Raw genomic sequence first — 23,276 nt, 5'->3', positions numbered from 1 at the left:
AGCGATGGGACTAACTTTTTGCCTCAAGGGGCAGGATTTATGCCTCAAGAGGCAGGACGTCGTCGATGGCCAGGACTCTCCCGATCACCCTGGCCCTGCTGGCCCTGATCGGAGCTCACCCGGTCACCAGGGCGGCACCGCCGCCGCCCATGCCGCCGCCCCTGCCGGAACCGGCGGCCCCGCGTCCAAGCCGGCCCGTGCCGATGCGCGCGGGCTCCGCCGCGGAGGTCGGCGGCACCGGGCTGACGCTCAACGGCCGCAGCCAGCAGGCTGCCTGGCGCTGGAGCGGCGATGACCCGCGCCGGCCGGTGGCCCTGTGGCTGCCACTGGAGGTGCTCGAAGGCCAGCTGGGCTTCAGCAGCCGTTCCCGGCCCGATGGCGCCCTGGCCCTGGAATGGTTCGGCCGGGAGCTGCTGGTGCCACCGGCGCAGCAGCGCTCGCTGGCGGACGAGGTGGCCGTCGACGTGGCCGCCCTCCTGCTGGACGTGGGCGTGACGGTGGAGCGCCGCGGCGAGCGGCTGGATCTGCGCCTGCCGGCGCCCCGGCTGCTCCAGGTGCGCAGCTCGGAGCAGGCCGGTGTCCGGCGGGTGGTGCTCGACCTCGATGGCCCCACCCTGGTGCGCAGCAGCGAGGGCGGCCTGCAGCTGTCCCTGCTGAGCCGGCCCGACCAGCTGGCCCTGCTCACCGCCCGGGGCCTGCGCAGCGGCAGCGACGGGACGGACCTGACCCTGGCGGTGCCCGGTGCTGCCGCGCCCCTGCGCACGTTCACCCTGGGGGATCCGGCCCGGGTGGTGATCGACCTGCCCCAGGGCGCCGGCAGCGTCGGCACGGCGCCGGAGGCACCGGCGCCGATCGATCCGCGGCTGCTGGCGATGCTGGGGTCCCAGCTGCGCTGGGACCAGCAGGTGCGCAACGTGGGCGGCAGCCGGTTCCTGGTCAACGCCGTCCGGATCGATCCGCGCAGCGGTCCCCTGGAGCTGCGCACCCTCAGCCGCCCCGACGGCATGGCGGGGCTCAGCTCCCTGACGGCCCTGGCCCAGCGCCAGGACGCCCTGGTGGCGATCAACGGCGGCTTCTTCAACCGGGTGCGCCGGCTTCCCCTCGGCGCCCTGCGGGACCAGGGCCGCTGGCTGTCCGGGCCGATCCTCAACCGCGGCGTGGTGGGCTGGGAACCCCGCAGCCTGCCCCGCTTCGGCCGCCTGCGGCTGGAGGAATGGATCAGCGATGACCGCGGCCAGCGCCTGCCACTGCTGACCGTGAACAGCGGCCTGGCCCAGCGGGGCCTGAGCCGCTACACGGGCGAGTGGGGCCGGCTCTACCAGGCCCTGACCGGCTCGGAGACGGGCCTGCTGCTGAGCGGCGGCTCGGTGCAGCGCCGGATCGGAAGCGCCGAGCTGGCGGCCGGGGTGCCGCTGCGGACGGAGGACACCCTGGTGGTGGCCCGCGGCGGGGCCGACCTGCCCTGGGGCGAGGGGGATCGGCTGCGGATCGAGAGCCGGCCGAGCGATCCGGTGGGCAATGCCTCCTCCGTGATGGGGGGCGGACCGCTGCTGCTCCAGAACGGCCGCATCGTGCTCAACGGCGGCGCCGAGGGATTCGGGGCCGCCTTCCTGCGCCAGGGGGCGCCCCGCACCGTGGTGGGCAGCGACGGCACCCTGCTGTGGCTGGTGACCCTGGAGGGCGCCGGGGGGGGCGCCGGGCCCACCCTCTCCGAAACCGCCTGGCTGCTGCAGCAGTTGGGGCTGGTGGATGCCCTCAACCTCGACGGGGGCAGTTCCACGGGCCTGGTGATGGGCGGCAGCCACCGGGTCAAGGGGCGCGGCGTGGCCGGCTCCGTGCACAACGGCCTGGGCCTGGTGCCCATCGGGGGCGGGGGAGCGGCCACGAGCCTGGGGCCGGCCGGCCGGCCGCTGGCCGACTGATGGCCTTGACGGACTGATGGCCTGGGCAGATCTCCCCCACTGGCAGACTCACCCCATTCGCCGCCTCGCCGTGCCCAGGGGCCACAGCCTCCGTCTCACCGCCGCCGCCGCCGCCGAGCTCTGCCGGCAGGCGGCCGTGGCGGGCACCCCCGGGCTGATGCACCTGGAGCTGCTGGAGGGCGCCTGTGAGGCCTGGGCCATCCGCCTGCGCCCCGGCCACCTGTCCGGCACCCCCGTGGCCCGGGCCGACGGCATCACCCTCTATTCCCCCGGCGACCAGCTGCCCCTGCTTCAGGGCCTCCAGCTCGACTACCGGGGCGACCTCAGCGGCGGCGGGTTCCTGGTGCGCTCCGGACCGGGGGTGCGCAGCTGCGCCTGCGGCGCCGCCTTCAGCCGTGAGAACTGAGCGGGACGACGACGAAGTAAGGTGTCGGATTGTCGATACGGTCGGACGTCCGACCTGTCCACCCAGAAGTCCCCACCGAGCAGCACCCGGCCCTCGATGCCCACTATTCAGCAGCTGATCCGCACCGAGCGGCAGCGTCTCACCCGCAAGACGAAGTCGCCCGCCCTGCGCGCCTGCCCCGAACGGCGTGGCGTCTGCACCCGGGTGTACACCTCCACCCCGAAGAAGCCCAACTCGGCGCTGAGGAAGGTGGCCCGCGTGCGCCTCACCTCCGGCTTCGAGGTGACGGCCTACATCCCCGGCATCGGCCACAACCTTCAGGAGCACTCGGTGGTTCTGATCCGCGGCGGCCGCGTCAAGGATCTGCCCGGTGTCCGGTATCACATCATCCGCGGCACCCTCGACACCTCCGGGGTCAAGGACCGGCGTCAGTCCCGCTCCAAGTACGGCGCCAAGACACCGAAGGCCTGAGCCTTCGCGCCACCGGCTCTCCGCGGCCGACTCCCTCCTCCTGCTTTTTCTCCCTCCGTTCCATGTCCCGCCGCAACGCCGCCGAGAAGCGCCCGGTTCTCCCGGATCCCCAGTTCAACAGCCGTCTGGCCTCGATGATCGTGGCCCGGCTGATGAAGCACGGCAAGAAGTCCACGGCCCAGCGCATCCTTTCCGATGCCTTCACCCTGATCAACGAGCGCACCGGCGCCGATCCCCTCGACCTTTTCGAGACGGCGGTCCGCAATGCCACCCCCCTGGTGGAGGTCCGGGCCCGTCGGGTCGGCGGCGCCACCTATCAGGTGCCGATGGAAGTGCGTCAGGAGCGGGGCACCGCCATGGCGCTGCGCTGGCTGGTCAACTTCTCCCGCGCCCGCAACGGCCGGAGCATGGCCCAGAAACTGGCCGGCGAGCTGATGGACGCGGCCAACGAGGCCGGCAGTGCCGTCCGCAAGCGGGAGGAAACCCACAAGATGGCCGAGGCCAACAAGGCTTTCGCCCACTACCGCTACTGAGCGACCCCGGGAACCGGATGCCTGGGCTGATCCGGTTCCCCCAGACCTGAGCCATCACCGGTCTGTAGAGTTACGCCCGCTTTTCGTCGACCCACCCCCGGAGAACTTTCCCGTGGCCCGCGCCTACCCCCTGGAACGCGTCAGAAATATCGGTATCGCCGCTCACATTGACGCGGGCAAGACCACCACGACCGAACGGATTCTGTTTTATTCCGGCGTGGTCCACAAGATGGGCGAGGTGCACGATGGCGCCGCCGTCACCGACTGGATGGAGCAGGAACGCGAGCGGGGGATCACCATCACCGCCGCCGCCATCTCCACCAGCTGGAAGGACAACCGGATCAACATCATCGACACCCCTGGCCACGTCGATTTCACGATCGAGGTGGAGCGCTCGATGCGCGTCCTCGATGGTGTGGTCGCCGTGTTCTGTGCCGTGGGCGGCGTCCAGCCCCAGTCGGAGACCGTCTGGCGCCAGGCCGATCGCTACAACGTGCCCCGGATCGTGTTCGTCAACAAGATGGACCGGACCGGCGCCAACTTCCTGAAGGTCTACGACCAGATCAAGGATCGCCTCAAGGCCAACGCCGTGCCGATCCAGCTGCCGATCGGTGCCGAGGGCGACCTCAAGGGCATCATCGACCTGGTGCGCAACAAGGCGATCATCTACACCAATGACCTCGGCACCGACATCCTCGAAGAGGAGATCCCCGCCGACATGCAGGACGAGGCTGCGGAGTGGCGCCAGAAGCTGATGGAGTCGGTGGCCGAAACCGACGAAGAGCTGATCGAATCCTTCCTTGAGAACGGAGAGCTCACCCAGGAGCAGCTGATGCGTGGCATCCGCCTCGGGGTGCTGCATCACGGCATGGTCCCGATCCTCTGCGGCTCCGCCTTCAAGAACAAGGGCGTCCAGCTGGTGCTCGATGCGGTTGTCGACTACCTGCCCGCCCCCGTCGATGTGCCGCCGATCCATGGCCTGCTGGCCGACGGCAGCGAAGCCACCCGTGCCTGCGACGACAGCGCTCCCTTCAGTGCCCTGGCCTTCAAGGTGATGGCCGACCCCTACGGCAAGCTCACCTTCGTCCGCATGTACAGCGGCGTGCTGCAGAAGGGCAGCTACGTGCTCAACTCCACCAAGGACAAGAAAGAGCGCATCTCCCGCCTGATCCTGCTCAAGGCCGACGAGCGCGAAGAAGTCGACGAGCTCCGGGCCGGTGACCTGGGCGCCGTTCTTGGCCTCAAGGACACCACCACGGGCGACACCCTCTGCGTCGACTCCGATCCGATCATTCTGGAATCCCTGTTCATCCCCGAACCGGTGATCTCCGTGGCCGTGGAGCCCAAGACCAAGGGCGACATGGAGAAACTCGGCAAGGCGCTGCAGTCCCTCTCCGAGGAAGACCCCACCTTCCGGGTCTCCACCGATCCGGAAACCAACCAGACCGTGATCGCCGGCATGGGCGAACTGCACCTGGAGATCCTGGTCGACCGCATGCTGCGGGAGTTCAAGGTCGAGGCCAACATCGGTGCCCCCCAGGTGTCCTACCGGGAAACCATCCGCGGCAGCGCCAAGGGTGAGGGCAAGTTCGCCCGCCAGACGGGAGGCAAGGGCCAGTACGGCCACGTGGTGATCGAAATGCAGCCCGGCGAGCCGGGTTCAGGGTTCGAGTTCGTCAACAAGATTGTTGGCGGCATCGTTCCCAAGGAGTACATCGGTCCGGCGGAAGCCGGCATGAAGGAAACCTGCCAGTCCGGTGTGATTGCCGGTTTCCCCATGATCGATGTCCGGGTCACCATGGTGGACGGCTCCTATCACGACGTCGACTCTTCGGAGATGGCGTTCAAGATCGCCGGTTCCTTGGCCTTCAAGGACGGCGTCAAGAAGTGCAATCCCGTACTTCTTGAGCCGATGATGAAGGTTGAGGTCGAGGTCCCCGAGGATTACCTCGGTTCGGTCATCGGCGACCTTTCCTCTCGCCGCGGCCAGGTCGAAGGACAGTCCGTCGACAACGGACAGTCCAAAGTCCAGTCCAAGGTGCCTCTGGCCGAGATGTTCGGCTACGCCACCCAGCTCCGATCCATGACCCAGGGTCGGGGTATTTTCTCGATGGAGTTCAGCCATTACGAGGAAGTTCCTCGCAATGTGGCGGAAGCCATCATTTCCAAGAATCAGGGCAATTCCTGATCTTTCTTTCCATCCAACCCACCCCCCCGATTCTTTCCTTCCATGGCACGCGAGAAGTTTGAGAGGAACAAGCCTCACGTCAACATCGGCACCATCGGTCACGTTGACCACGGCAAGACCACCCTCACCGCCGCCATCACCAACGTGCTGGCGTCCCAGGGCATGGCCAAGGCCCAGGCCTACGACGAGATCGATGGCGCCCCTGAAGAGAAGGAGCGGGGGATCACCATCAACACGGCCCACGTCGAGTACGAGACCGAGAACCGTCACTACGCCCACGTGGACTGCCCCGGCCACGCGGACTACGTCAAGAACATGATCACCGGTGCCGCCCAGATGGACGGCGCCATCCTGGTGGTGGCCGCCACCGACGGCCCCATGGCCCAGACCAAGGAGCACATCCTGCTGGCCAAGCAGGTGGGCGTGCCCGCCCTGGTGGTGTTCCTCAACAAGAAGGACATGGTCGACGACGAGGAGATCCTCGAGCTCGTCGAACTGGAGATGCGTGAGCTGCTGAGCAGCTACGACTTCCCCGGCGACGACATCCCCGTGATCGCCGGCTCCGCCCTCAAGGCCCTCGAGTACATCCAGGGTGGCAAGAAGGCCGTGCGCGGTGAGGATGAGTGGGTCGACAAGATCCTCGACCTCATGGATGCGGTCGACGAGTCCATCCCCGAGCCCGAGCGTGAGATCGACAAGCCCTTCCTGATGGCCGTCGAAGACGTCTTCTCGATCACCGGTCGGGGCACTGTCGCCACCGGTCGTATCGAGCGCGGCAAGGTGAAGGTGGGCGAGACCGTCCAGATCGTCGGCATCCGCGACACCCGGGAAACCACCGTCACCGGCGTGGAGATGTTCCGCAAGCTGCTCGACGAGGGCATGGCGGGCGACAACGTCGGCCTGCTGCTGCGCGGCATCCAGAAGGAGGACATCGAGCGCGGCATGGTGCTGGTGAAGCCCAACTCCATCAAGCCCCACACCAAGTTCGAGGGTGAGGTCTACGTGCTCAAGAAGGAAGAAGGCGGCCGCCACACCCCCTTCTTCGCCGGCTACCGCCCGCAGTTCTACATCCGCACCACCGACGTGACCGGCCAGATCACGGCCTTCACCGCTGACGACGGCACCAACGTGGAAATGGTGATGCCCGGCGACCGCATCAAGATGTCCGCCGAGCTGATCTGCCCGGTCGCCATCGAGCAGGGCATGCGCTTCGCCATCCGCGAAGGCGGCCGCACCATCGGTGCCGGCGTGGTGTCCAAGATCGTTCTGTGAGGCTGATCTAGCCTTTTCGGGGGAGTCTCACCACGGTGGGACTCCCCCTTCCGGAACCGTCGGTTCCGTCCGCACCTCGACAACCCGTTTCCACGGCCTACGGCCGCCCTTCGCCCGCGTTTTCCCTCCGATGACCGCCTCCATCCCCCAGCAGAAGATCCGCATCCGCCTGAAGGCCTTCGATCGCCGCATGCTGGATCTGTCCTGCGAAAAGATCATCGAAACCGCCGATCACACCGCTGCCACGGCCATCGGTCCCATCCCCCTGCCCACCAAGCGCAAGATCTACTGCGTGCTGCGCTCGCCTCACGTCGACAAGGATTCCCGTGAGCACTTCGAGACCCGCACCCATCGCCGCATCATCGATATCTACAGCCCCAGTTCCAAGACCATCGACGCCCTGATGAAGCTCGACCTGCCGAGCGGTGTGGACATCGAAGTCAAGCTCTGATGCCGATGGGCTCAACGGGGCTTCGCCGGGCTGGTCGCTCTCTCTAGGATCGCGACACATCCCGAGTTGCCCTGGTTGATCCTTTCGCTGCCGACCTCCGATCGCCCCTTCCCCCCTGCCGCCAGCGGCATCCTGCTCCCGTGACTGATCTGGCCGTCAGGGAGCTGCCCCTGTTCCCCCTCCCCGATGTGGTGCTCTTCCCCCAGGAAGTGCTGCCGCTCCACATCTTCGAGCCGCGCTACCGCATGATGCTGCGCACGGCGATGTCGGAGGACAGGCGCTTCGGAGTGGTGCGCTGGGATCCCCAGAGCAAGAAGATGGCGGAAGTGGGCTGCTGTGCCGAGATCCTGCACTGCCAGGTTCAGGACGACGACCGCAGCAACATCGTCACCATGGGCCAGCAGCGCTTCCGGGTGCTCGACATCGTGCGCGACACCCCGTTCCGGGTCGGCATGGTCAGCTGGATCGAGGACACGGTGAGCGAAAGCCACGAGGAGCTCGAGACCCTCACCAGCGACGTGACCCGGGCCCTGCGCGACGTGGTCGATCTCACCGGCAAGCTGATCGGCAAGCCTTCCTCGCTGCCCGCCGATCTGCCCGATCTGCCGCGGGAGCTCTCCTTCTGGATCGGTGCCCATCTCGGCGGGCCGGTGGCCGACCACCAGCAGGCCCTGCTCGAGATCACCGACACCGGTGAGCGGCTGCGCCAGGAATTCGAACTGCTCGACCAGACCCGGCGCCAGCTGGCGGCCCGCACGGTCCTGAAGGACACCTTCTCCACCCTCGGCGACGGCAGCAGCGAGACCTGAGCCATGCCGAGTCTTCTTCCGGGCGGCGCCCTGCTGCCCCTCCTCCTGACGGGGGGTGCCCTGGCGACCCTCCTGGCTGCCCTGCTGTGGCAGCGCCGCTCCCGGGCCTACCTGTCGCCGGCCAGCGTCGCCGCCGCCTACGACCGCTGGACGGACGACCGTCTGCTGGAGCGGCTCTGGGGCGAGCACGTGCACCTGGGCCACTACGGCGATCCGCCGGGTAGCCGGGATTTCCGCGCCGCCAAGGCCGCCTTCGTCCACGAGCTGGTGCGCTGGAGCGGCCTCGACCGTCTGCCCCCCGGCAGCCGGGTGCTGGATGTGGGCTGCGGCATCGGCGGCAGCGCCCGCATCCTGGCCCGCGACTACGGCTTCGAGGTGCTGGGCATCAGCATCAGCCCGGCCCAGATCGCCCGGGCCCGGGAGCTCACACCGGCCGACCTGCCGAACTGCCGCTTCGCCGTGATGGATGCCCTGGCCCTGGAGCTGCCCGACGGGGGCACCGACACGGGCTTCGATGCGGTCTGGAGCGTCGAAGCCGGCCCCCACATGCCCGACAAGCAGCGCTACGCCGATGAGATGCTGCGCGTGCTCCGGCCCGGTGGCGCTCTGGCGGTGGCCGACTGGAACCGCCGCGACCCGGGCGTCGCCCCGATGAACCGGCTGGAGCGCTGGGTGATGCGCCAGCTGCTCGACCAGTGGGCGCACCCGGAGTTCGCCAGCATCCCCTCCCTGAAGCGGAATCTGGAAACCAGCCCCTGGAACCGGGGCCTGCCGATCAGCACCGGCGACTGGACGGTGGCCACCCTGCCCTCCTGGGTGGATTCGATCCTCGAAGGCGTGCGTCGCCCCGGGGCGGTGCTGGGGCTGGGCCCCCGGGCCGTGATCCAGGGGCTGCGGGAGACCCCGACGCTGCTGCTGATGGACTGGGCCTTCCGCAACGGGCTGATGCAGTTCGGCGTCTTCCGCGGACCGGTGCCCGGGCCGGGCTGACTCAGTCGGCCTTCTCCTCGGCGGCGAGGTTGGTGAGGGGATAGGCCCCGAACAGGGCCAGGTGCTCGCAGAGGGGGGTGAGGTCGGCGATCGCCCCGTCCAGGGGAGCGGCCCCCTCGGGAAGCTCGAGATCGACGAAGAAGATGTATTCGCCCATCTCCCGCTTGGAGGGACGGGATTCGATCCGGCTCATGTTCAGCCCCTGGCCGGCGAAGCAGCCGAGCGACTCCAGCAGGGCACCGGGCTGGTTGGAATGGAGCGAGAACGCCAGGCTGGCGTAGGGGCCCTGGTGGGAGCGCTCGCCGCGACGCAGCAGCAGGAAGCGGGTGCAGTTGCCCGGCACATCGTTGATCGGGTGGGCCAGCACCTCGAGGCCGTGCTCGGCGGCCGCCTCCAGCGAGGCGATGGCGCCCCGGAAACGGCTGCCCCGCACCAGCCGGGCCGCCTCGGCGGTGGAGCTGGTGGGCAGTTGCAGGGCCTGGGGCAGGTGTTCCCCCAGCCACAGGCTGCACTGGGCCAGGGCCTGGGGATGGGAGAGCACCTCACTGATGGCGTCGAGGGGGCCGCTGCCCACCAGGGCGTGGCGGATGGGCAGCACCAGGGCCCGGGCCACCGCCAGGTCGGGGTGCTCCCAGAGGGCATCGAGGCAGCTTGTGACGCCCCCCTCGACGGAGTTCTCCACCGGCACCACCGCCAGATCGCAGTCGCCGTCGGCCAGGGCCCGGATCACGGCGCGGATGCCCTGCTGGGGCACGAAGTCCACCGCCTCGAGGCCCTCGAGGGCCGCCAGTCGCTGCGCCGCCTGCTCACCGTAGGTGCCGACGGGACCGAGAAAGGCAAGACGCATGGCGGTGGGACGCTCTGGGGTGATCGGTAGGATCATGGCCTGCCGGCCCGCAGGCCATGTCCCTGGCCTTCAGCGCCAGCCAGCAACTCGACCTTCCGGTGGCCAGCGAGGCGGATCGCCTGCCCGCCTACCTCGACGATGAGCAGCGGGTCGTGCAGGCCCTGCTCGACCCCACCCAGCTCGAACCCCTCGGCCCCGGCCGCTACCGCTACACCGTGAGCCAGGTGCGGGTGTTCCAGCTGAAGATCCAGCCGGTGGTGGAGCTGCAGGTGGTGCGTCGCCATGGCCGGCTGGAGCTGGAGGCCCTCGACTGCCAGCTCGAAGGACTCGGGCTGGTGGAGGACTTCCGCCTCGGGCTCTGCTCCTGGCTGGCCGCGGCCGACGGCGGCCTCACCGGTGAGGCCAGCCTCTCGGTGACCGTGAGCCGCCCCACCCTGCTGAAGCTGATCCCGCCCAAGGTGCTGGAGGCCACGGGCCGCTCGGTGCTCGGCGGCATCCTGCTGGGCATCAGGACCCGGGTGAGTCAGCAGCTGCTGGGGGATTTCCAGCACTGGTGCCGATCGACCTGAGAAAGCTGCGGCGGTGCAGGGGTGTGGGTCCCAGCCGCTGGATCGCCTCCCGGTGCTGGCGGGTGCCGTAGCCGGCGTGGCGCTCCAGGCCATAGCCGGGGTGGCGCAACGCCAGGCGCCGCAGCAGGGCATCCCGCTCCTGCTTGGCGAGCACGCTGGCGGCGGCGATTGCAGCGCAGCGTCCATCCCCGCCCACCAGGGCGGACTGGGGGCCGGGCCAGCCCCGCAGGGGAAGGACCCCGTCCACCAGCAGCAGCCGGGGGGGGCGGGCCAGCCGTTGCAGGGCCCGAAGCATCGCCCATTCGGTGGCCTGGCGCACCCCCCAGCGATCGATCTCGCCGGCGCTCGCCTGCCCCAGGGCCCAGGCCAGGGCATGGTGGCGCAGCAGGGGAACCAGGGCCTCGCGGCGCCGGGCGCTGAGCTTCTTGCTGTCGTTCAGGCCCGCCGCCGCCAGGGTCGCCAGGGCCGTGGCCGGCAACACCACCGCCGCCGCGAACACCGGTCCGAACAGGCTGCCCCGGCCGACCTCGTCCACTCCGGCACAGTCCGCGGGCTCAAGCCCCCCCCAGACATCTGCGTCGGGGTGAGCGAGGACCTCGGGGCCGGGGCGCCCGAGGGCGTTGCGGCCGGGGCGATCAGCCAGCGGCGGAGGAGCGGCGGCGGCGGCGGCGGGGTTCACCCGCGTCGGCGGCAGCGGCATCGGCCGCGGGAATTGCGGCGGCAGAGGCTGCCACCGGGACCGGAGCCGCCGTCGCCACCGGGGCCGCCACCGCCGCCGGTGTGGACCGGCTGGAGGAGCGGCGGCTGGGCACGGCCACCGTCACCAGTTCGGACGGGACGGGGGTGGGCAGGGGTTCGAACGGGGCCGGCGTGATCTCGAAGATGGGGATCGCCTCCGGCACCGGGGAGTCGAAGGATCCGGAGACCACGGGGGATTCGGCCGCTTCGGGCGCGTCGGCCATGCCATTCGCGTCGGCCATGCCGTTGCGGCCCTCACCGCCGCGGCCGCGCCGCCGGCGACGGGAGCCGCTGGCGGCCAGCTGCTGACGGGCTTCCTCCAGGACGGCCTCGGGGTCGGCGTCGGGGCGCACCACACGCACCATCAGGCTGTCGCCGGTGGGGAGCGGATCCAGCAGCAAGGACGGACTCAGCCCCATCCAGCCGAAGACCAGCTCCTGTTCGGGATCCATCGGCACGGCCAGCACCTCGGGCTCCTGGCGGCGCTGCGGGGCGTCGCTGGCGGGGCTCTCCTGGGCCGCCGCCGGGAGGACGACGGCGCTGCCATTGCCGCCGCCCTCGCCGTAGCCGCCCAGAACGGGGGGCTCGGCCCCGTCGGAGCCGCGGCCACCGCGGCCGCCACGGCGGCGCCGGCCGCCACCGCCGGAGTCGCCGGCGCCGGTGGAGGGGCTGGCCACTTCGGCCCGGGCCGAGGCCGCCGAGCGCACCAGGCCGGAGACCGTGGCCAGGGGCTGGAGGGTGTCCTTGCCGGGCAGCACGGCCACGTGGCCGAGGCCGCCACAGCTGGGGCAGGCCCGGCCGAACAGTTCGTAGATGTTCTGGCCCTGACGTTTGCGGGTCAGCTCCACCAGACCGAGCTCGGTGAGCTGGGCGATCTGGGGGCGGGCCGTGTCGTCCCGGGAGGCCTGGGTGAAGTGCTCCAGCAGCTGCAGCTGGTCGCGCCGGGACTCCATGTCGATGAAGTCGATGATCACGACGCCGCCGATGTTGCGCAGCTTCAGCTGGCGGGCGATCTCCACCGCCGCCTCGCAGTTGGTCCAGAGCACCGTCTCGCGGGCGTTGGCCGAGCGGGTGAACGAGCCGGAGTTGACATCGATCACCGTGAGCGCCTCGGTGGGCTCGATGATCACGTAGCCGCCGGAGGGGAGATCCACCCGGGGCTTGAGGGCATCGCGGATGGCGGCGTTGACCCGGTAGTGCTCAAGGATTTCGATGGGTTCACCGTGGTGCTCCACCAGGAGGTTGGCCTGGTCGGCACCGAGGAAGGCGTTGACGCGGGCCACCGCATCGGCGCTGTCGACCACCACCCGCAGCACGTCAGGGCTGTAGAGGTCGCGCAGCACCCGATGGATGAAGTCCTCATCGCGGTTGAGGAGCACCGGCGGCGAGGCCGTCTCGGCCGCCTGCTGGATCGATTCCCACTGGCGCAGCAGGGCCTCGAGGTCGTCGATCAGCATCTCCTCGCTGACGTCCTCGGCCTCGGTGCGGATCAGCAGGCCGGCGCCGGGGGGCTTGATCAGCACGCCGAGGGCCCGCAGCCGGTTGCGCTCGTTCTCGCCGTTGATGCGCCGGGAGATGCTGACCCCCTGGCCGTGGGGCTGGAGCACCAGGAAACGTCCCGGCAGGGAGAGGTTGCCGGTGAGGCGCGGCCCCTTGGTGCCCGTGGGCTCCTTCATCACCTGGACGAGCACCTTCTGGCGGGGCTCGAGCAGCTCGGTGATGCCGGCTCCCCCCTTCTTCAGGCGCAGGGGACCGAGATCGGTGATGTGGATGAAGCCGTTCTTCTCGCTTTCACCGATGTTGACGAAGGCGGCATCGATCCCGGGCAACACGTTCTCGACGGTTCCGAGGTAGACGTCACCGATCTGATAACGACCCTGGGCGACGATCAGTTCATCGACGCGTTCGTCGTTGAGCACTGCGGCGATCCGCAACTGCTCAGCGATGACGATCTGCTGGGGCATGGAAGAGATGGTGGGCTCAGTGGAGCCCTGCCGGGGGGCAGGTGGGGGAAGGAATCGGGCGTCGACCGTGGCGGTCGCTCAGCCACTGGAGAGGATCAGGCCGGACCCCGGAAACAAGGGAATCGGCTGGCTGCCTGGTCTGGCCCCCAGAAGCCAAGGGGCCCGGAGGGGAGCAGGGATGTCGTCGGGCCGGCAGCGTGACGGAAGGAATGACGTTCCTTCCCGATGCAAAGCAACGAAGACCGAACCAAGCAATGTTGACTTTGATAGCGCTTTCGCCGAGGAGCTTCTAGAAAGCGTCCCTGATGCAGAAGCGTCTGGGCGGGGGAGGAAGAAGGGAGGGAACCCCGCTATTCCTGTCTCCGTCTAGGGCGAACTTAGCATGCGTCCAGCCGGAGGCAACGGCGCTGGACCGGACCGAGCACCAGCGGCTGGCCGAGGCCGGTGCTCAGCCAGTGGCGCAGATGGTCCGGCCGCAGGCTGCGGCCCTGGGGATCCACGGCGGCCTCCAGATCCAGCACCTGGTCCGCCCCGGACGGGCCCTCAGCGGGCACCAGGCGGAGGTCGAGCAGGTAGGGGCGACACTCCCGCTCCCTTGGGCGCCCCTTCTTGTCCTGGTCCTGCCAGGGCAGGCTGGTGGCCGCCAGCAGCGCCGCGACCGCCGCCGCCCAGCGCTCCTGGGTCAGTGAAGCCGGAGCCGGTGCCGCCGGATCGGGGGCGGGCCGCAGGGTGAACCGCCACTCGGCGGAACGGGTCTGCTGGGCCAGACCGGGGGTCGCCAGGGGCACAGCCTGCACCGACAGGAGGAGCAGTTCAGGGCTGAGCTCCGCCTGCAGACGCTCCCGGGCCGTCTCGGGGTCGACCGGGGCGGCGAAGTCCAGGTCAAGCCACTCGTGCAGGCCCTCCACCCCCAGGGGCAAAGGGAGCGCCACCTGCAGCCGCGGCAGGGGATGGAAGCCGCCCGTGAAGCTCACCGGCAGGCCGCTGCGGCGCAGTGCCCGCTCCATCAGCCGCAGGATGTCGAGATGGCTGATCAGGGCCAGGGAGCCGGTCTTGGCGAAGGCGAAGCGCAGCCGGCAGACCCGCTCGCTGGCCGGCGCCCGCGGCGGCAGCGGCGACGGCACGGGGGGCGGCGGGATCACCACGTTGTGCCCCAGCTCCGGACCGCAGACGCCGCAGCTGCTGCAGCCCTCGAAGGAGCAGTCAGGCACCACGGCGGCCGCCAGGGCCCGACCCAGGTCCTCCGCCAGCCAGGCCTTGTCGACCCCGGAATCGATGTGGTCCCAGGGCAGGGGCTGGCGGCAGAAGGCCTCCAGGTCGCCGGTGGCGAAGGCCTCCGCCGCACTCCAGCCGCCCATCTCCAGGGCCCGGTAGGAGCCCCCCAGGCCAGCCGCCTCGATGGCGCCGGTCCAGGCGGCATGGGTGCGCTCGGCCGATTCGAACCAGGCATCCAGCCCCGCCCCGGCCCGCCAGGCCGCCTCGATCACCGGCGCCAGCCTCCGGTCGCCGCGGCCGACAAAGTCCTCCACCGCCGACAGCCGCACGTCGGTGTAATTGGTCTTGATGCCCCGCAGGGGCCGCAGGGCGTCGCGCAGCAGCTGCTGCCGGCGCCGGAACTCCGCCGTCGACACGCTGTGCCACTGGAACGGCGTGTGGGGCTTGGGGGTGAAATTGCTGATCGTCAGGTTGAGCTGCAACCGACCCAGATCACGGCACTGCTGCTGCAGCCCCCGGCAGGTGTCGACGATCCCGAGCACGTCGGCGTCGGTCTCGCCCGGCAGACCGATCATGAAATAGAGCTTCACGCGGTTGTAGCCGTTCTCCATGGCGGTGCGGATGCCGCGCAGCAGCTCCGCGTCCGTGAGGCCCTTGTTGACGATGTCCCGCAGGCGCTGGGTGCCGGCCTCGGGGGCGAAGGTGAGCCCGGCCCGGCGGGTGCCGCCGAGGATGTGGGCAATGGAAGTGTCGAAACGGTCGACCCGCTGGCTGGGCAGGGTGAGGCTGACGTTGTGCTCCGCCAGCCGGTTGCGCAGCTCCACACCCACCGCCGGCAGGGAGAGGTAATCGCTGCAGCTGAGCGACAGCAGCGAGAAGTCGCTGTAGCCGGTGCGCAGCATGCCCTCCTCCACCGCCTCGATGACCGCCTCCGGCTCCACGTCCCGGGCCGGGCGGGTCAGCATCCCCGGCTGGCAGAAGCGGCAGCCGCGGGTGCAGCCGCGGCGGATCTCCACCGTGAGCCGGTCGTGGACCGTCTCGATGTGGGGCACCAGGCCCATGGCGTAGTGGGGCATGGGGGTGGCGGTGCGCCGCTGGATGCGGGGCGCCAGGCCCGGCTCCAGCGGCAGCAGGCTCACCCCGTCGGGCCCGGGGGCGTACAGGGAGGGCACATAGACCCCGGGCACCTCGGCCAGGTCCCGCAGCAGGGCCCGGCGGCCCAGGCCGGCGGCCCGCCCCTCGGCCACCACCAGGCCGATCTCGGGCAGCAGCTCCTCCCCATCGCCTAGGGCAAGGAAATCGAAGAAGGGCGCGAACGGCTCGGGATTGCCGGTGGCGGTGGGGCCACCGGCGAAGATCAGCGGCGGCGCCGCCGGATCGTCGAGGGGCAGGTCGCCCCGGTCGGCAGCGCGGATCGGGATGCCCGCCAGATCCAGCATCTCCAGGATGTTGGTGCCGCCGAGCTCGTAGCTGAGGCTGAAGCCGAGGATGTCGAAGGCCGTCAGGGGCCGGTGGCTTTCCACCGCGAAAAGGGGCGCCCCCCGCTCCCGCAGCCGGGCCGCCAGATCGGGCGCCGGCAGGTAGGCCCGGTCGCACAGCTGACCTGGAACGGCATTGAGGATGGAATAAAGCAGCACGTGGCCGAGGTTGCTGGCGCCGACCTCGTAGACCTCCGGGTAGGTGAGCGCCCAGCGCACCCGGGCCGCCGACCAGTCGCGGGGCTCCACCCCCCGCTCATTGCCGAGGTAGCGGGCGGGCCGGGCGATGCCGCCGTCGACCAGCTCAGCGAAGGCGACGGGGGCGTCGGCCGTCGCAGCGGGCGTGGCGGTGGCGACGGTGGCGAAGGACAAGGCGGCGACCGGCGGGCTGCGACCCGAGCGTAGGCAGGCCGGCCCGCGCCATAGGAAGATGCCGCCTGGCCCCGCCGCCCCGCCTTCCGCTTCCCACCCATGGTTCAGGTCAACGACAGCTACCTCCGGCTCAAGGCGGGCTACCTGTTCCCCGAGATCGCCCGACGCGTCAAGGCGTTCACGGAGGCCCATCCCGAGGCGGCCGTGATCCGGCTGGGCATCGGCGACGTCACCGAACCCCTGCCGGCGGCCTGCCGGGAGGCGATGCAGCGGGCGATCGAGGCCATGGGCACCCGGGAGGGCTTCCACGGCTACGGGCCCGAGCAGGGTTACGGCTGGCTGCGGGAGGCGATCGCCCGCCACGACTTCCAGGCCCGCGGCTGCGAGGTGAGCGCCGAGGAGATCTTCATCTCCGACGGCTCCAAGTGCGACAGCAGCAACATCCTCGACATCCTCGGGGCCGGCAACCGCATCGCCGTCACCGATCCGGTCTATCCGGTGTACGTCGACAGCAACGTCATGGCGGGCCGCACCGGCGACGCCGACGGGGGGGGCCGCTACGGGGGCCTCACCTACCTGCCGATCACGGCGGCCAACGGCTTCGTGGCCCCGCTGCCGGAGCAGCCGGTCGACCTCATCTACCTCTGCTTCCCCAACAACCCCACCGGCGCGGTCGCCACCCGGGAGCAGCTGAAGCAGTGGGTCGACTACGCCCTGGCCAACGACGCCCTGATCCTGTTCGACGCCGCCTACGAGGCGTTCATCTCCGATCCGGAGCTGCCCCACTCCATCTACGAGATCGAAGGGGCACGGCGCTGCGCGATCGAGTTCCGCTCCTTCTCCAAGAACGCCGGCTTCACCGGCACCCGCTGCGCCCTCACCGTGGTGCCCCGGGGACTCACCGGCACCACGGCCGCCGGTGAGCCGGTGGAGCTGTGGGGCCTCTGGAACCGGCGCCAGAGCACCAAGTTCAACGGGGTGAGCTACATCGTGCAGCGGGGCGCCGAGGCCGTGTACTCGCCGGAAGGCCAGGAGCAGGTGCGGGCCCTGATCGGCTTCTACATGGAGAACGCGGCCATCATCCGCCGTGAACTGGAGGCCGCCGGCCTGCAGGTGTACGGGGGCCAGCAGGCCCCCTACGTGTGGATCAAGACCCCCGACGGGCTGGATTCCTGGGGCTTCTTCGACCACCTGCTGAACCAGGCCCATGTGGTGGGCACCCCCGGCAGCGGCTTCGGCGCGGCGGGCGAGGGCTATTTCCGCCTCTCCGCCTTCAACTCCCGCGCCAACGTGGACGAGGCGATGCGCCGGATCCGGGCTCTTTAGAGTTGGCCACTGTCAGGACCGGAGCGGCCATGCCCATGACCATCCCGCCCTTTGCCACCGCCTCCACCACCCCGGCGGCCACCGAAACCCCCTCCCGTTCGCCGGGGGGGGCTGCCGTGATCGAGAAGGCGCCGGAGCGGGTGCGCAAGACCTCACCCCGCTACAAGGTGCTGCTTCACAACGACCCCGTGAACAGCATGGAGTACGTGGTGAACACCCTGCGCCAGGTGGTGCCCTCCCTGAGTGAGCAGGATGCCATCGCCGTGATGCTGGAGGCCCACAACACGGGGGTGGGACTGGTGATCGTCTGCGATCTGGAGCCGGCGGAGTTCTACTGCGAAACCCTCAAGGCCAAGGGCCTGACGAGCACGATCGAGCCGGAGAACTGAGTGGGCCCCCGCTGGAGCGGCACCCTGCTCTACGTGCCGCTGCTCTACGGCCTCGGCTGGCTGCTGGTGCGCCCCCTGGCCGGCCTCGCCCCGGGCCTGCGCCCCGATCAGGTGGATCTGGCCGGCGCGGTGGTGGCCCTGGTGCTGCTGCTGCTGACCCTGCCGCTGCGGTTGCGCCGGGCCTGGGGCGAATCCCAGCCGTGGCGCGCTCTCGGGGTGCTGGCCCCGCTGCCCGTGGTGCTGGGGGCCTTCGGGCGGGGGCTGCTGCGGACCCTGGCGCTGCTGGCCCTGGTGGTGGGTGCCCTGCTGGCCTCGGGAGGCGCCCGCTGGATCGGGCCGGGTGGCCTGGACGGGGGCGAGGTGCTGAACGCCCTGGCCCTGATGGTGGGCGTGGGCTTCGCCGAGGAACTGGTGTTCCGCGGCTGGCTGTGGGGTGAACTGCAGCATCAGATGGCCCCCAGGGGGGCGCTGCTGCTGCAGGCGGCCGTCTTCGCCCTCGTCCACCCCTGGAGTCAGCCCGGCGGACTGGGGGCTGTGGGCCTGCTGGGCGGGCTGCTGCTGCTGGGACTGAACCTGGCCCTGGTGCGCAGGGACGATGGCGGGGTGCTCTGGGGGGCGGTCGGCCTGCACGGCGGACTGGTGGGGGGCTGGTTCGCCCTGCAGGCGGGCCTGCTGGAACTGCTGCCCGGCGCCCCCCCATGGCTGGCGGGCCCGGGGGGCAGCCAGCCCAACCCGATCGGGGGCCTGGTGGGGTGGATCGGCCTCGGGGGTCTGCTGGTGCTGCGGGGGTACCTCAAGCAGCGGTCTCGAGGGGATGGGATGCCGACATCCGAGGGTTGAAGCCCCCTCAGCGCTGATTGCCGCCCACCAAAGCCGCGGTGGGCCTAGAGGACGAAGTCGGTGGCGATGAAGGTATGCAACCCATTCACCTGGATGGTGAATTCCGCTCCGCTGGGTCCAGTGGTGTTGGCCTCAACGAAGGTGTTGGTGCCGTCCTGGAAGAATCGCAACTGGCCCACAGCGGTGAAAGCTGCATTGCCGATGAAGGTGAAGTTCTGGTTGCCACCCGCACCGGTGTTCGCGTCAACGTCATTGACATTGATCAGATCGCCCCCGACAACTCCAGCTCCTTCAAAGGCCGTGATGACGTCACGGGTTGCAGCCGTTGTGCCCGATTCATCGGTCGAGAAGTAACGGAAAGAGTCATTCCCCGAACCACCTGTCAAGAGATCGACCCCGAGGCCACCAATCAACGTGTCGTCTCCACCGCCACCATCAATCGTATCGTTATTGGTACTACCATCCAGAATATTGGCAGCATTGCTACCCGTTAGAGAATCAGTGCCCGCGCCCGAGCGAACATACTCAATGTCTGCGATTGAGGTAAACCCACTTGCACTTCCGAGGGCAAGATTGACGGTCACAGCAGCCGTTGTTGAATCGTAAGCCAGCAGGTCAGCCGGGCCTCTGCCAAGGTTGGCCGTCACCGACTCCACATTCGTCACGGAACCACCTTCAAAGCCTGTAATGGAGACCCCGTCAAAAACGACTGTGAGAGTCTGATTACCTGAACCTGAGGTGAGCACAAGGGCATCGGTGTCAGCGCCGCCATCCACCGCGTCGACACCATCGGAATCGACGGTGTGATTGATGGTGTCATTACCAGCGCCACCGCGGATGGTGTCGTTACCGGTGCCACCGGTCAGGGTGTCGTTCCCGGCGCCGCCGAGCAGGACGTCGGCCAGGTCACCGGTGGAAATCGAATCATTGCCGTCATCCCCGCTCACCCAGTCGGTGAAGCCGGCGGCAAGGGTGAGGGTGTCGTTGCCCTGCCCACCGGCGGTGAGCTTGGTGAAGGACGCACCGTTGACAATGCTGGTCCCGGTCAGGCTGATGGACTTGTTGGTCCCAGGGTCGACGTATTTCAGGGCAAGGCCCGGTCCGCTGAAGACGTTCGTGCCGGCAAGGACTGGCAGCACCCCGACGGTGGGGCCATTGATGCGAAGGCCGAAGCCATTGGCAATGGTCGAAAACGTGTTCGATGTCAGCGTGATGAGCTTGCTGACGTCATAGAGATCAAGATAGGAGCCGTTCTCAAAGATATTTCCGCTCAGCGTCGCGGTGACATTGCCGAGGATATTGCCCGTGGGGCGCACCACGGTCTGGTTCTCTGACCGGGTGAAGGTGTTGCCGGAGATCTGAACCGAACCGGTGGCAACGGAACCGGTGAAGTTGAGGATATTGAAGCTGCTCAGGAAGCCGGCTTCATCGAAGAGGCTGTCGCGGATGAGAAGGCTGCCGCTGTTGTTCCAGCTGTGAAGGAAGGCTGAACCTCCAGCCCCGGTCAAGGGGTTGAACCCACCCTGCCCCTTGATCGTGACCGTGACATCGTCCAGGGTCAGACTCGTCGTGATCGGCGAGGTGGCCGAAAACGAGGTCAACGACATGTAGAGGTTGCCGTTGCCGTTCCAGCCGGTGTGGGTGCCTCGGAAGGTGACATCCTGCACCACGAACGCGCCGGAGGTGGCCCGCAGCAGGGCGTTGCCATCGGCGAGGCCACCGGCGCTGTAGTCCAGGGTCAGGTTCGCGACCGTGCCGGGCCCGTTGGGGCCATCCGTGTTTCGCTGAAAAATGCGGGTGTCCCTGACGATGGTGCCCGCCTCGGAGGTGCCGGTCACGGCGTAGCCGGAGGCCTGGACGACCCCAGGGGCAGAGGTCTGCTTGGCTAGGGACCGGACGGAGGCGTAGGTGCCATCCGCCAGAAGGATGGTGTCCCCTGCGGCCGCCGCATTGATCACCTCACGGAGGGTGGGGATTCCGGAGGGGGTGACGTTGATGGTGGCCATGCTGGGGAAGCGCTTGGGGGAGCCTTGGGTGGAAGAGGCCTGCAGGGCAGGCGCCTGCGACCGCGGCCATGCCGCTTGAGTGATGAGTTTACCTTAAATACCTTAAAATTCTCTAATAGCCGCCTATTTGCGGCAATCATGACAGGTTTCGGGCTGCTCGCTGCTCAGAGCGTCGCCGTGGCCAGGGCCCGGCGCCCCTCCACCGGCGCCCGCAACGCCTGATCCAGGGGAGCCACGCCGTACTCCCTCTCCAGCAGGTCCATCACGGTGCGGCCGAAGTCGGCAGGGTTGCGCTCGAAGGCCTCCAGGCAGATCCGGCCGAACACCCGACCCATCGGTTCCGGGTTCCACAGCAGCTTGCGGGCCGTCCAGGGCATCAGGCTCATCGGGTCGTAGCCAGGCTTGAGCATCCCCTGGTCGAAGGCGTACTGCTCAAGGTGGGTGTGGGGCTGGAGGCCGATGAAGAAGATCGCCGGCTCCACCGACCCGGCGCCGAAGATGCTCTCCAGTTCCCGGTGATAGGCGATCGTCTGGCGGATGGTCTCCGGCCGTTCATCGATCACGTTGAACGAGTAGTTCACGGAGACATGCTCACGGAAACCGGCCGCCGCCAGCATCCGGCAGTTCTCCAGCACCGTGCGCAGGTTGTAGCCCATGCGCATCTTGCGCACGAGCTCCTGGGACCCCGAGGTGATGCCGATCTCGAAGTAGCTCATCCCCGTGGCCACCATCAGCTCAGCCAGCTCGGCATCGAGGTTGTCGGCGCGGATGTAGGCCGCCCAGCGGATGTCCGTGAGGCCCTCCGCCTGAATGGCCCGCAGCAGGTCCTTGGCGTCGTCGATGTAGCGCCTGGCCGGGATGAACTGGGCATCGGTGAACCAGAAGCCCCGCACGCCACGGTCGTAGAGCTGGCGCATCTCGCGCACCACCTCGGCGATGGGGTTGACGCGCACGGCCTTGCCCTCCACCACCGTGTAGACGCAGTAGCAGCAGTTGTGGGGGCAGCCGCGCTTGGTCTGGACCCCGACGTAGAAGTCACCGCCGTCGAGGTACCAGTTCAGCTGGGGCCAGATCGCTTCGATGTAGGCGTAGTTGCAGGCCGTCTTCTCCAGGCCCGCCGGCTGCTCATGGATCAGGCCCGGACGGGGCGCCTCGCCCACCACATAGCAGCGCTCGCCAGTGAGCGACTGGCCACGGATCAGCTTCTCCAGCAGCCCTTCCCCCTCCCCCACCGACACCACCGAACCCGTAGGCAGGCCGCGACCCAGCTGCTCGTAAAAGACGCTCACCGCCCCGCCGCCGATGACCACCCGGGCCCCGGGGTTGTGGCGGCGGGCGCGCCGCAGGCCCCGGCGCACCAGCCGCAGGTTGCGCCACAGCTCGCCGTAATAGGAGCCCATCAGCCGCAGCCCGCCGATCGCCCCCCGCAGGCGCTTGAGGGGGCTGGCGGAATAGAACACCTCGAAGGAGTTCTGCAGCGGATTGCCGCCCCGGCCATCGACCGGGGCGTAGATCTGGATGTCCCGCCAGGAGAACACCAGCAGGGTGGGCCGGAACTGGTCGACCGCTTCCAGGAGCACGCGCTGGACATCGAGCAGGGGCACCGCCGCCAGATCCAGGATCCGCTGGGGCAAGCCTGGAAAGCACTTGTGCAGGTGATCGGCCAGGTAGATCGGGCCGATCGGGAAGATCGGATTGCAGGGCAGCCGCACGAGCAGCACCCGTTGATCGCTCACGGCTGACGCAGCTCGAGGGGGTGTCTGGACGCTAACAAGCGCGCCCGGGCCGCCGGTGGGCGCCGGGCTTACCGGGCCCGGGAGGTCCCAGGGGAGGGGGCCGGGGGAGGCGCGCCGGGAAGCAAAGCTTTTCTTCATGAAGGCGGCCCTCACACTCCGCAACACACTGTTACAGTGCTGCGGGGACGGGATACCGCCCCCATCTCCTTCCACCGGCCCGGGCGTTTCCACGCCAGTGCTCGGTGTTCTCCTTCAACGCACTCATGACCGCCACTCTCCAGCAGCGCTCCGGCGCTTCGGTGTGGAACCAGTTCTGCGAGTGGGTCACCTCCACCAACAACCGTCTCTACGTCGGTTGGTTCGGTGTGCTGATGATCCCCACCCTGCTGGCCGCCACCATCTGTTTCATCGTCGCCTTCATCGCGGCGCCCCCCGTCGACATCGATGGCATCCGTGAGCCCGTCGCCGGCTCCCTGATCCAGGGCAACAACATCATCTCCGGCGCCGTTGTTCCCTCCAGCAACGCCATCGGTCTGCACCTCTACCCCATCTGGGAAGCCGCCAGCCTCGACGAGTGGCTGTACAACGGTGGCCCCTACCAGCTGGTGGTCTTCCACTTCCTGATCGGCGTCTTCGCCTACATGGGCCGCGAATGGGAACTTTCCTACCGCCTCGGCATGCGCCCCTGGATCTGCGTCGCCTACTCCGCCCCCGTGGCGGCCGCCAGCGCCGTGTTCCTGATCTACCCCTTCGG

General features: G+C 69.0%; 20 protein-coding genes. 14 read left to right on the top strand and 6 right to left on the bottom strand.

Translation table 11 applies throughout. The features are described 5' to 3' along the window. The first annotated feature begins 65 nt into the window (after positions 1-65). The 9 genes from H6G99_RS10480 (at position 66) to H6G99_RS10440 (ending at position 9,042) form a co-directional block, all read left to right on the top strand. Complete coding sequence (locus tag H6G99_RS10480) at positions 66-1,922, top strand: phosphodiester glycosidase family protein (RefSeq protein WP_190611488.1); 1,857 nt, start codon at positions 66-68, stop codon at positions 1,920-1,922. A 70-nt stretch (positions 1,923-1,992) separates the two neighbouring features. After that, positions 1,993-2,328: an AIR synthase gene (locus tag H6G99_RS10475; RefSeq protein WP_094585987.1), complete on the top strand. Its 336-nt coding sequence runs from the start codon at positions 1,993-1,995 to the stop codon at positions 2,326-2,328. A 96-nt stretch (positions 2,329-2,424) separates the two neighbouring features. After that, positions 2,425-2,799 (top strand): 30S ribosomal protein S12, encoded by a 375-nt coding sequence (gene rpsL / locus H6G99_RS10470; RefSeq protein WP_015109448.1) that lies wholly within the window; start codon positions 2,425-2,427, stop codon positions 2,797-2,799. Between the two features lie 62 nt (positions 2,800-2,861). After that, positions 2,862-3,332 (top strand): 30S ribosomal protein S7, encoded by a 471-nt coding sequence (gene rpsG, locus H6G99_RS10465; RefSeq protein WP_015109449.1) that lies wholly within the window; start codon positions 2,862-2,864, stop codon positions 3,330-3,332. A gap of 112 nt (positions 3,333-3,444) precedes the next feature. Next, positions 3,445-5,520 (top strand): elongation factor G, encoded by a 2,076-nt coding sequence (gene fusA, locus H6G99_RS10460; RefSeq protein WP_094585986.1) that lies wholly within the window; start codon positions 3,445-3,447, stop codon positions 5,518-5,520. Positions 5,521-5,562: 42 nt separating this feature from the next. Further along, a complete protein-coding gene (tuf, locus tag H6G99_RS10455; protein WP_094585985.1) occupies positions 5,563-6,792 on the top strand; it encodes an elongation factor Tu in 1,230 nt (409 codons plus the stop codon). 130 nt (positions 6,793-6,922) lie between these two features. Then, a complete protein-coding gene (rpsJ, locus tag H6G99_RS10450) occupies positions 6,923-7,243 on the top strand; it encodes a 30S ribosomal protein S10 (protein ID WP_015109452.1) in 321 nt (106 codons plus the stop codon). 140 nt (positions 7,244-7,383) lie between these two features. Beyond that, positions 7,384-8,052, top strand: a complete 669-nt coding sequence (locus H6G99_RS10445) for an LON peptidase substrate-binding domain-containing protein (RefSeq protein ID WP_094585984.1) — start codon at positions 7,384-7,386, stop codon at positions 8,050-8,052. Positions 8,053-8,055: 3 nt separating this feature from the next. After that, positions 8,056-9,042: a methyltransferase domain-containing protein gene (locus H6G99_RS10440; RefSeq protein WP_190611487.1), complete on the top strand. Its 987-nt coding sequence runs from the start codon at positions 8,056-8,058 to the stop codon at positions 9,040-9,042. 1 nt (position 9,043) lies between these two features. On the opposite strand, the gene pheA is transcribed toward H6G99_RS10440, so the two are convergent. Next, the gene (gene pheA / locus H6G99_RS10435) at positions 9,044-9,889 is read right to left on the bottom strand and encodes a prephenate dehydratase (protein ID WP_094585982.1); all 846 of its coding nucleotides are present in this window, start codon (positions 9,887-9,889) and stop codon (positions 9,044-9,046) included. 56 nt (positions 9,890-9,945) lie between these two features. On the opposite strand from pheA, the gene H6G99_RS10430 reads away from it, so the two are divergent. Further along, complete coding sequence (locus H6G99_RS10430) at positions 9,946-10,458, top strand: DUF1997 domain-containing protein (RefSeq protein WP_094585981.1); 513 nt, start codon at positions 9,946-9,948, stop codon at positions 10,456-10,458. Here H6G99_RS10430 and H6G99_RS10425 read toward each other — a convergent pair. The 3 genes from H6G99_RS10425 to H6G99_RS10415 form a co-directional block, all read right to left on the bottom strand. Then, on the bottom strand, positions 10,397-11,158 hold the full coding sequence (locus H6G99_RS10425) for a ribonuclease HII (RefSeq protein ID WP_199297134.1): 762 nt from the start codon (positions 11,156-11,158) through the stop codon (positions 10,397-10,399). The genes H6G99_RS10430 and H6G99_RS10425 overlap by 62 nt on opposite strands. Further along, complete coding sequence (locus H6G99_RS10420; RefSeq protein ID WP_190611486.1) at positions 11,094-13,160, bottom strand: Rne/Rng family ribonuclease; 2,067 nt, start codon at positions 13,158-13,160, stop codon at positions 11,094-11,096. The genes H6G99_RS10425 and H6G99_RS10420 overlap by 65 nt, the downstream gene beginning before the upstream one ends. 377 nt (positions 13,161-13,537) lie before the next feature. Then, positions 13,538-16,225 carry a TIGR03960 family B12-binding radical SAM protein gene (locus tag H6G99_RS10415; RefSeq protein ID WP_190611484.1) on the bottom strand — a complete coding sequence of 896 codons (2,688 nt, stop codon included), beginning with the start codon at positions 16,223-16,225 and terminating at the stop codon, positions 13,538-13,540. Positions 16,226-16,324: 99 nt separating this feature from the next. Between H6G99_RS10415 and H6G99_RS10410 the strand changes: the two genes are divergently transcribed. The 3 genes from H6G99_RS10410 to H6G99_RS10400 are packed head-to-tail and all read left to right on the top strand — an operon-like array spanning position 16,325 to position 18,780. Beyond that, the gene (locus H6G99_RS10410) at positions 16,325-17,551 is read left to right on the top strand and encodes an LL-diaminopimelate aminotransferase (protein ID WP_190611483.1); all 1,227 of its coding nucleotides are present in this window, start codon (positions 16,325-16,327) and stop codon (positions 17,549-17,551) included. Positions 17,552-17,580: 29 nt separating this feature from the next. Then, the gene (clpS, locus tag H6G99_RS10405) at positions 17,581-17,940 is read left to right on the top strand and encodes an ATP-dependent Clp protease adapter ClpS (RefSeq protein WP_190611481.1); all 360 of its coding nucleotides are present in this window, start codon (positions 17,581-17,583) and stop codon (positions 17,938-17,940) included. Further along, positions 17,941-18,780 carry a CPBP family intramembrane glutamic endopeptidase gene (locus H6G99_RS10400; protein WP_190611480.1) on the top strand — a complete coding sequence of 280 codons (840 nt, stop codon included), beginning with the start codon at positions 17,941-17,943 and terminating at the stop codon, positions 18,778-18,780. 44 nt (positions 18,781-18,824) lie between these two features. On the opposite strand, the gene H6G99_RS10395 is transcribed toward H6G99_RS10400, so the two are convergent. Both H6G99_RS10395 and H6G99_RS10390 read right to left on the bottom strand, forming a co-directional pair. Next, the gene (locus H6G99_RS10395) at positions 18,825-20,786 is read right to left on the bottom strand and encodes a beta strand repeat-containing protein (protein ID WP_190611478.1); all 1,962 of its coding nucleotides are present in this window, start codon (positions 20,784-20,786) and stop codon (positions 18,825-18,827) included. Positions 20,787-20,950: 164 nt separating this feature from the next. After that, positions 20,951-22,522, bottom strand: a complete 1,572-nt coding sequence (locus H6G99_RS10390; RefSeq protein WP_190611477.1) for a photosystem II high light acclimation radical SAM protein — start codon at positions 22,520-22,522, stop codon at positions 20,951-20,953. A gap of 263 nt (positions 22,523-22,785) precedes the next feature. Between H6G99_RS10390 and H6G99_RS10385 the strand changes: the two genes are divergently transcribed. Beyond that, positions 22,786-23,276 (top strand): photosynthetic reaction center family protein (locus H6G99_RS10385; protein ID WP_502707681.1); only part of this gene is annotated, 491 nt, incomplete at its 3' end.

This window comes from Synechococcus sp. FACHB-909, from assembly GCF_014698945.1.
Taxonomy (GTDB): domain Bacteria; phylum Cyanobacteriota; class Cyanobacteriia; order PCC-6307; family Cyanobiaceae; genus Cyanobium.
Note: the sequence above shows the minus strand (reverse complement) of the source record. Positions and strands in the feature narration are given on the sequence as shown.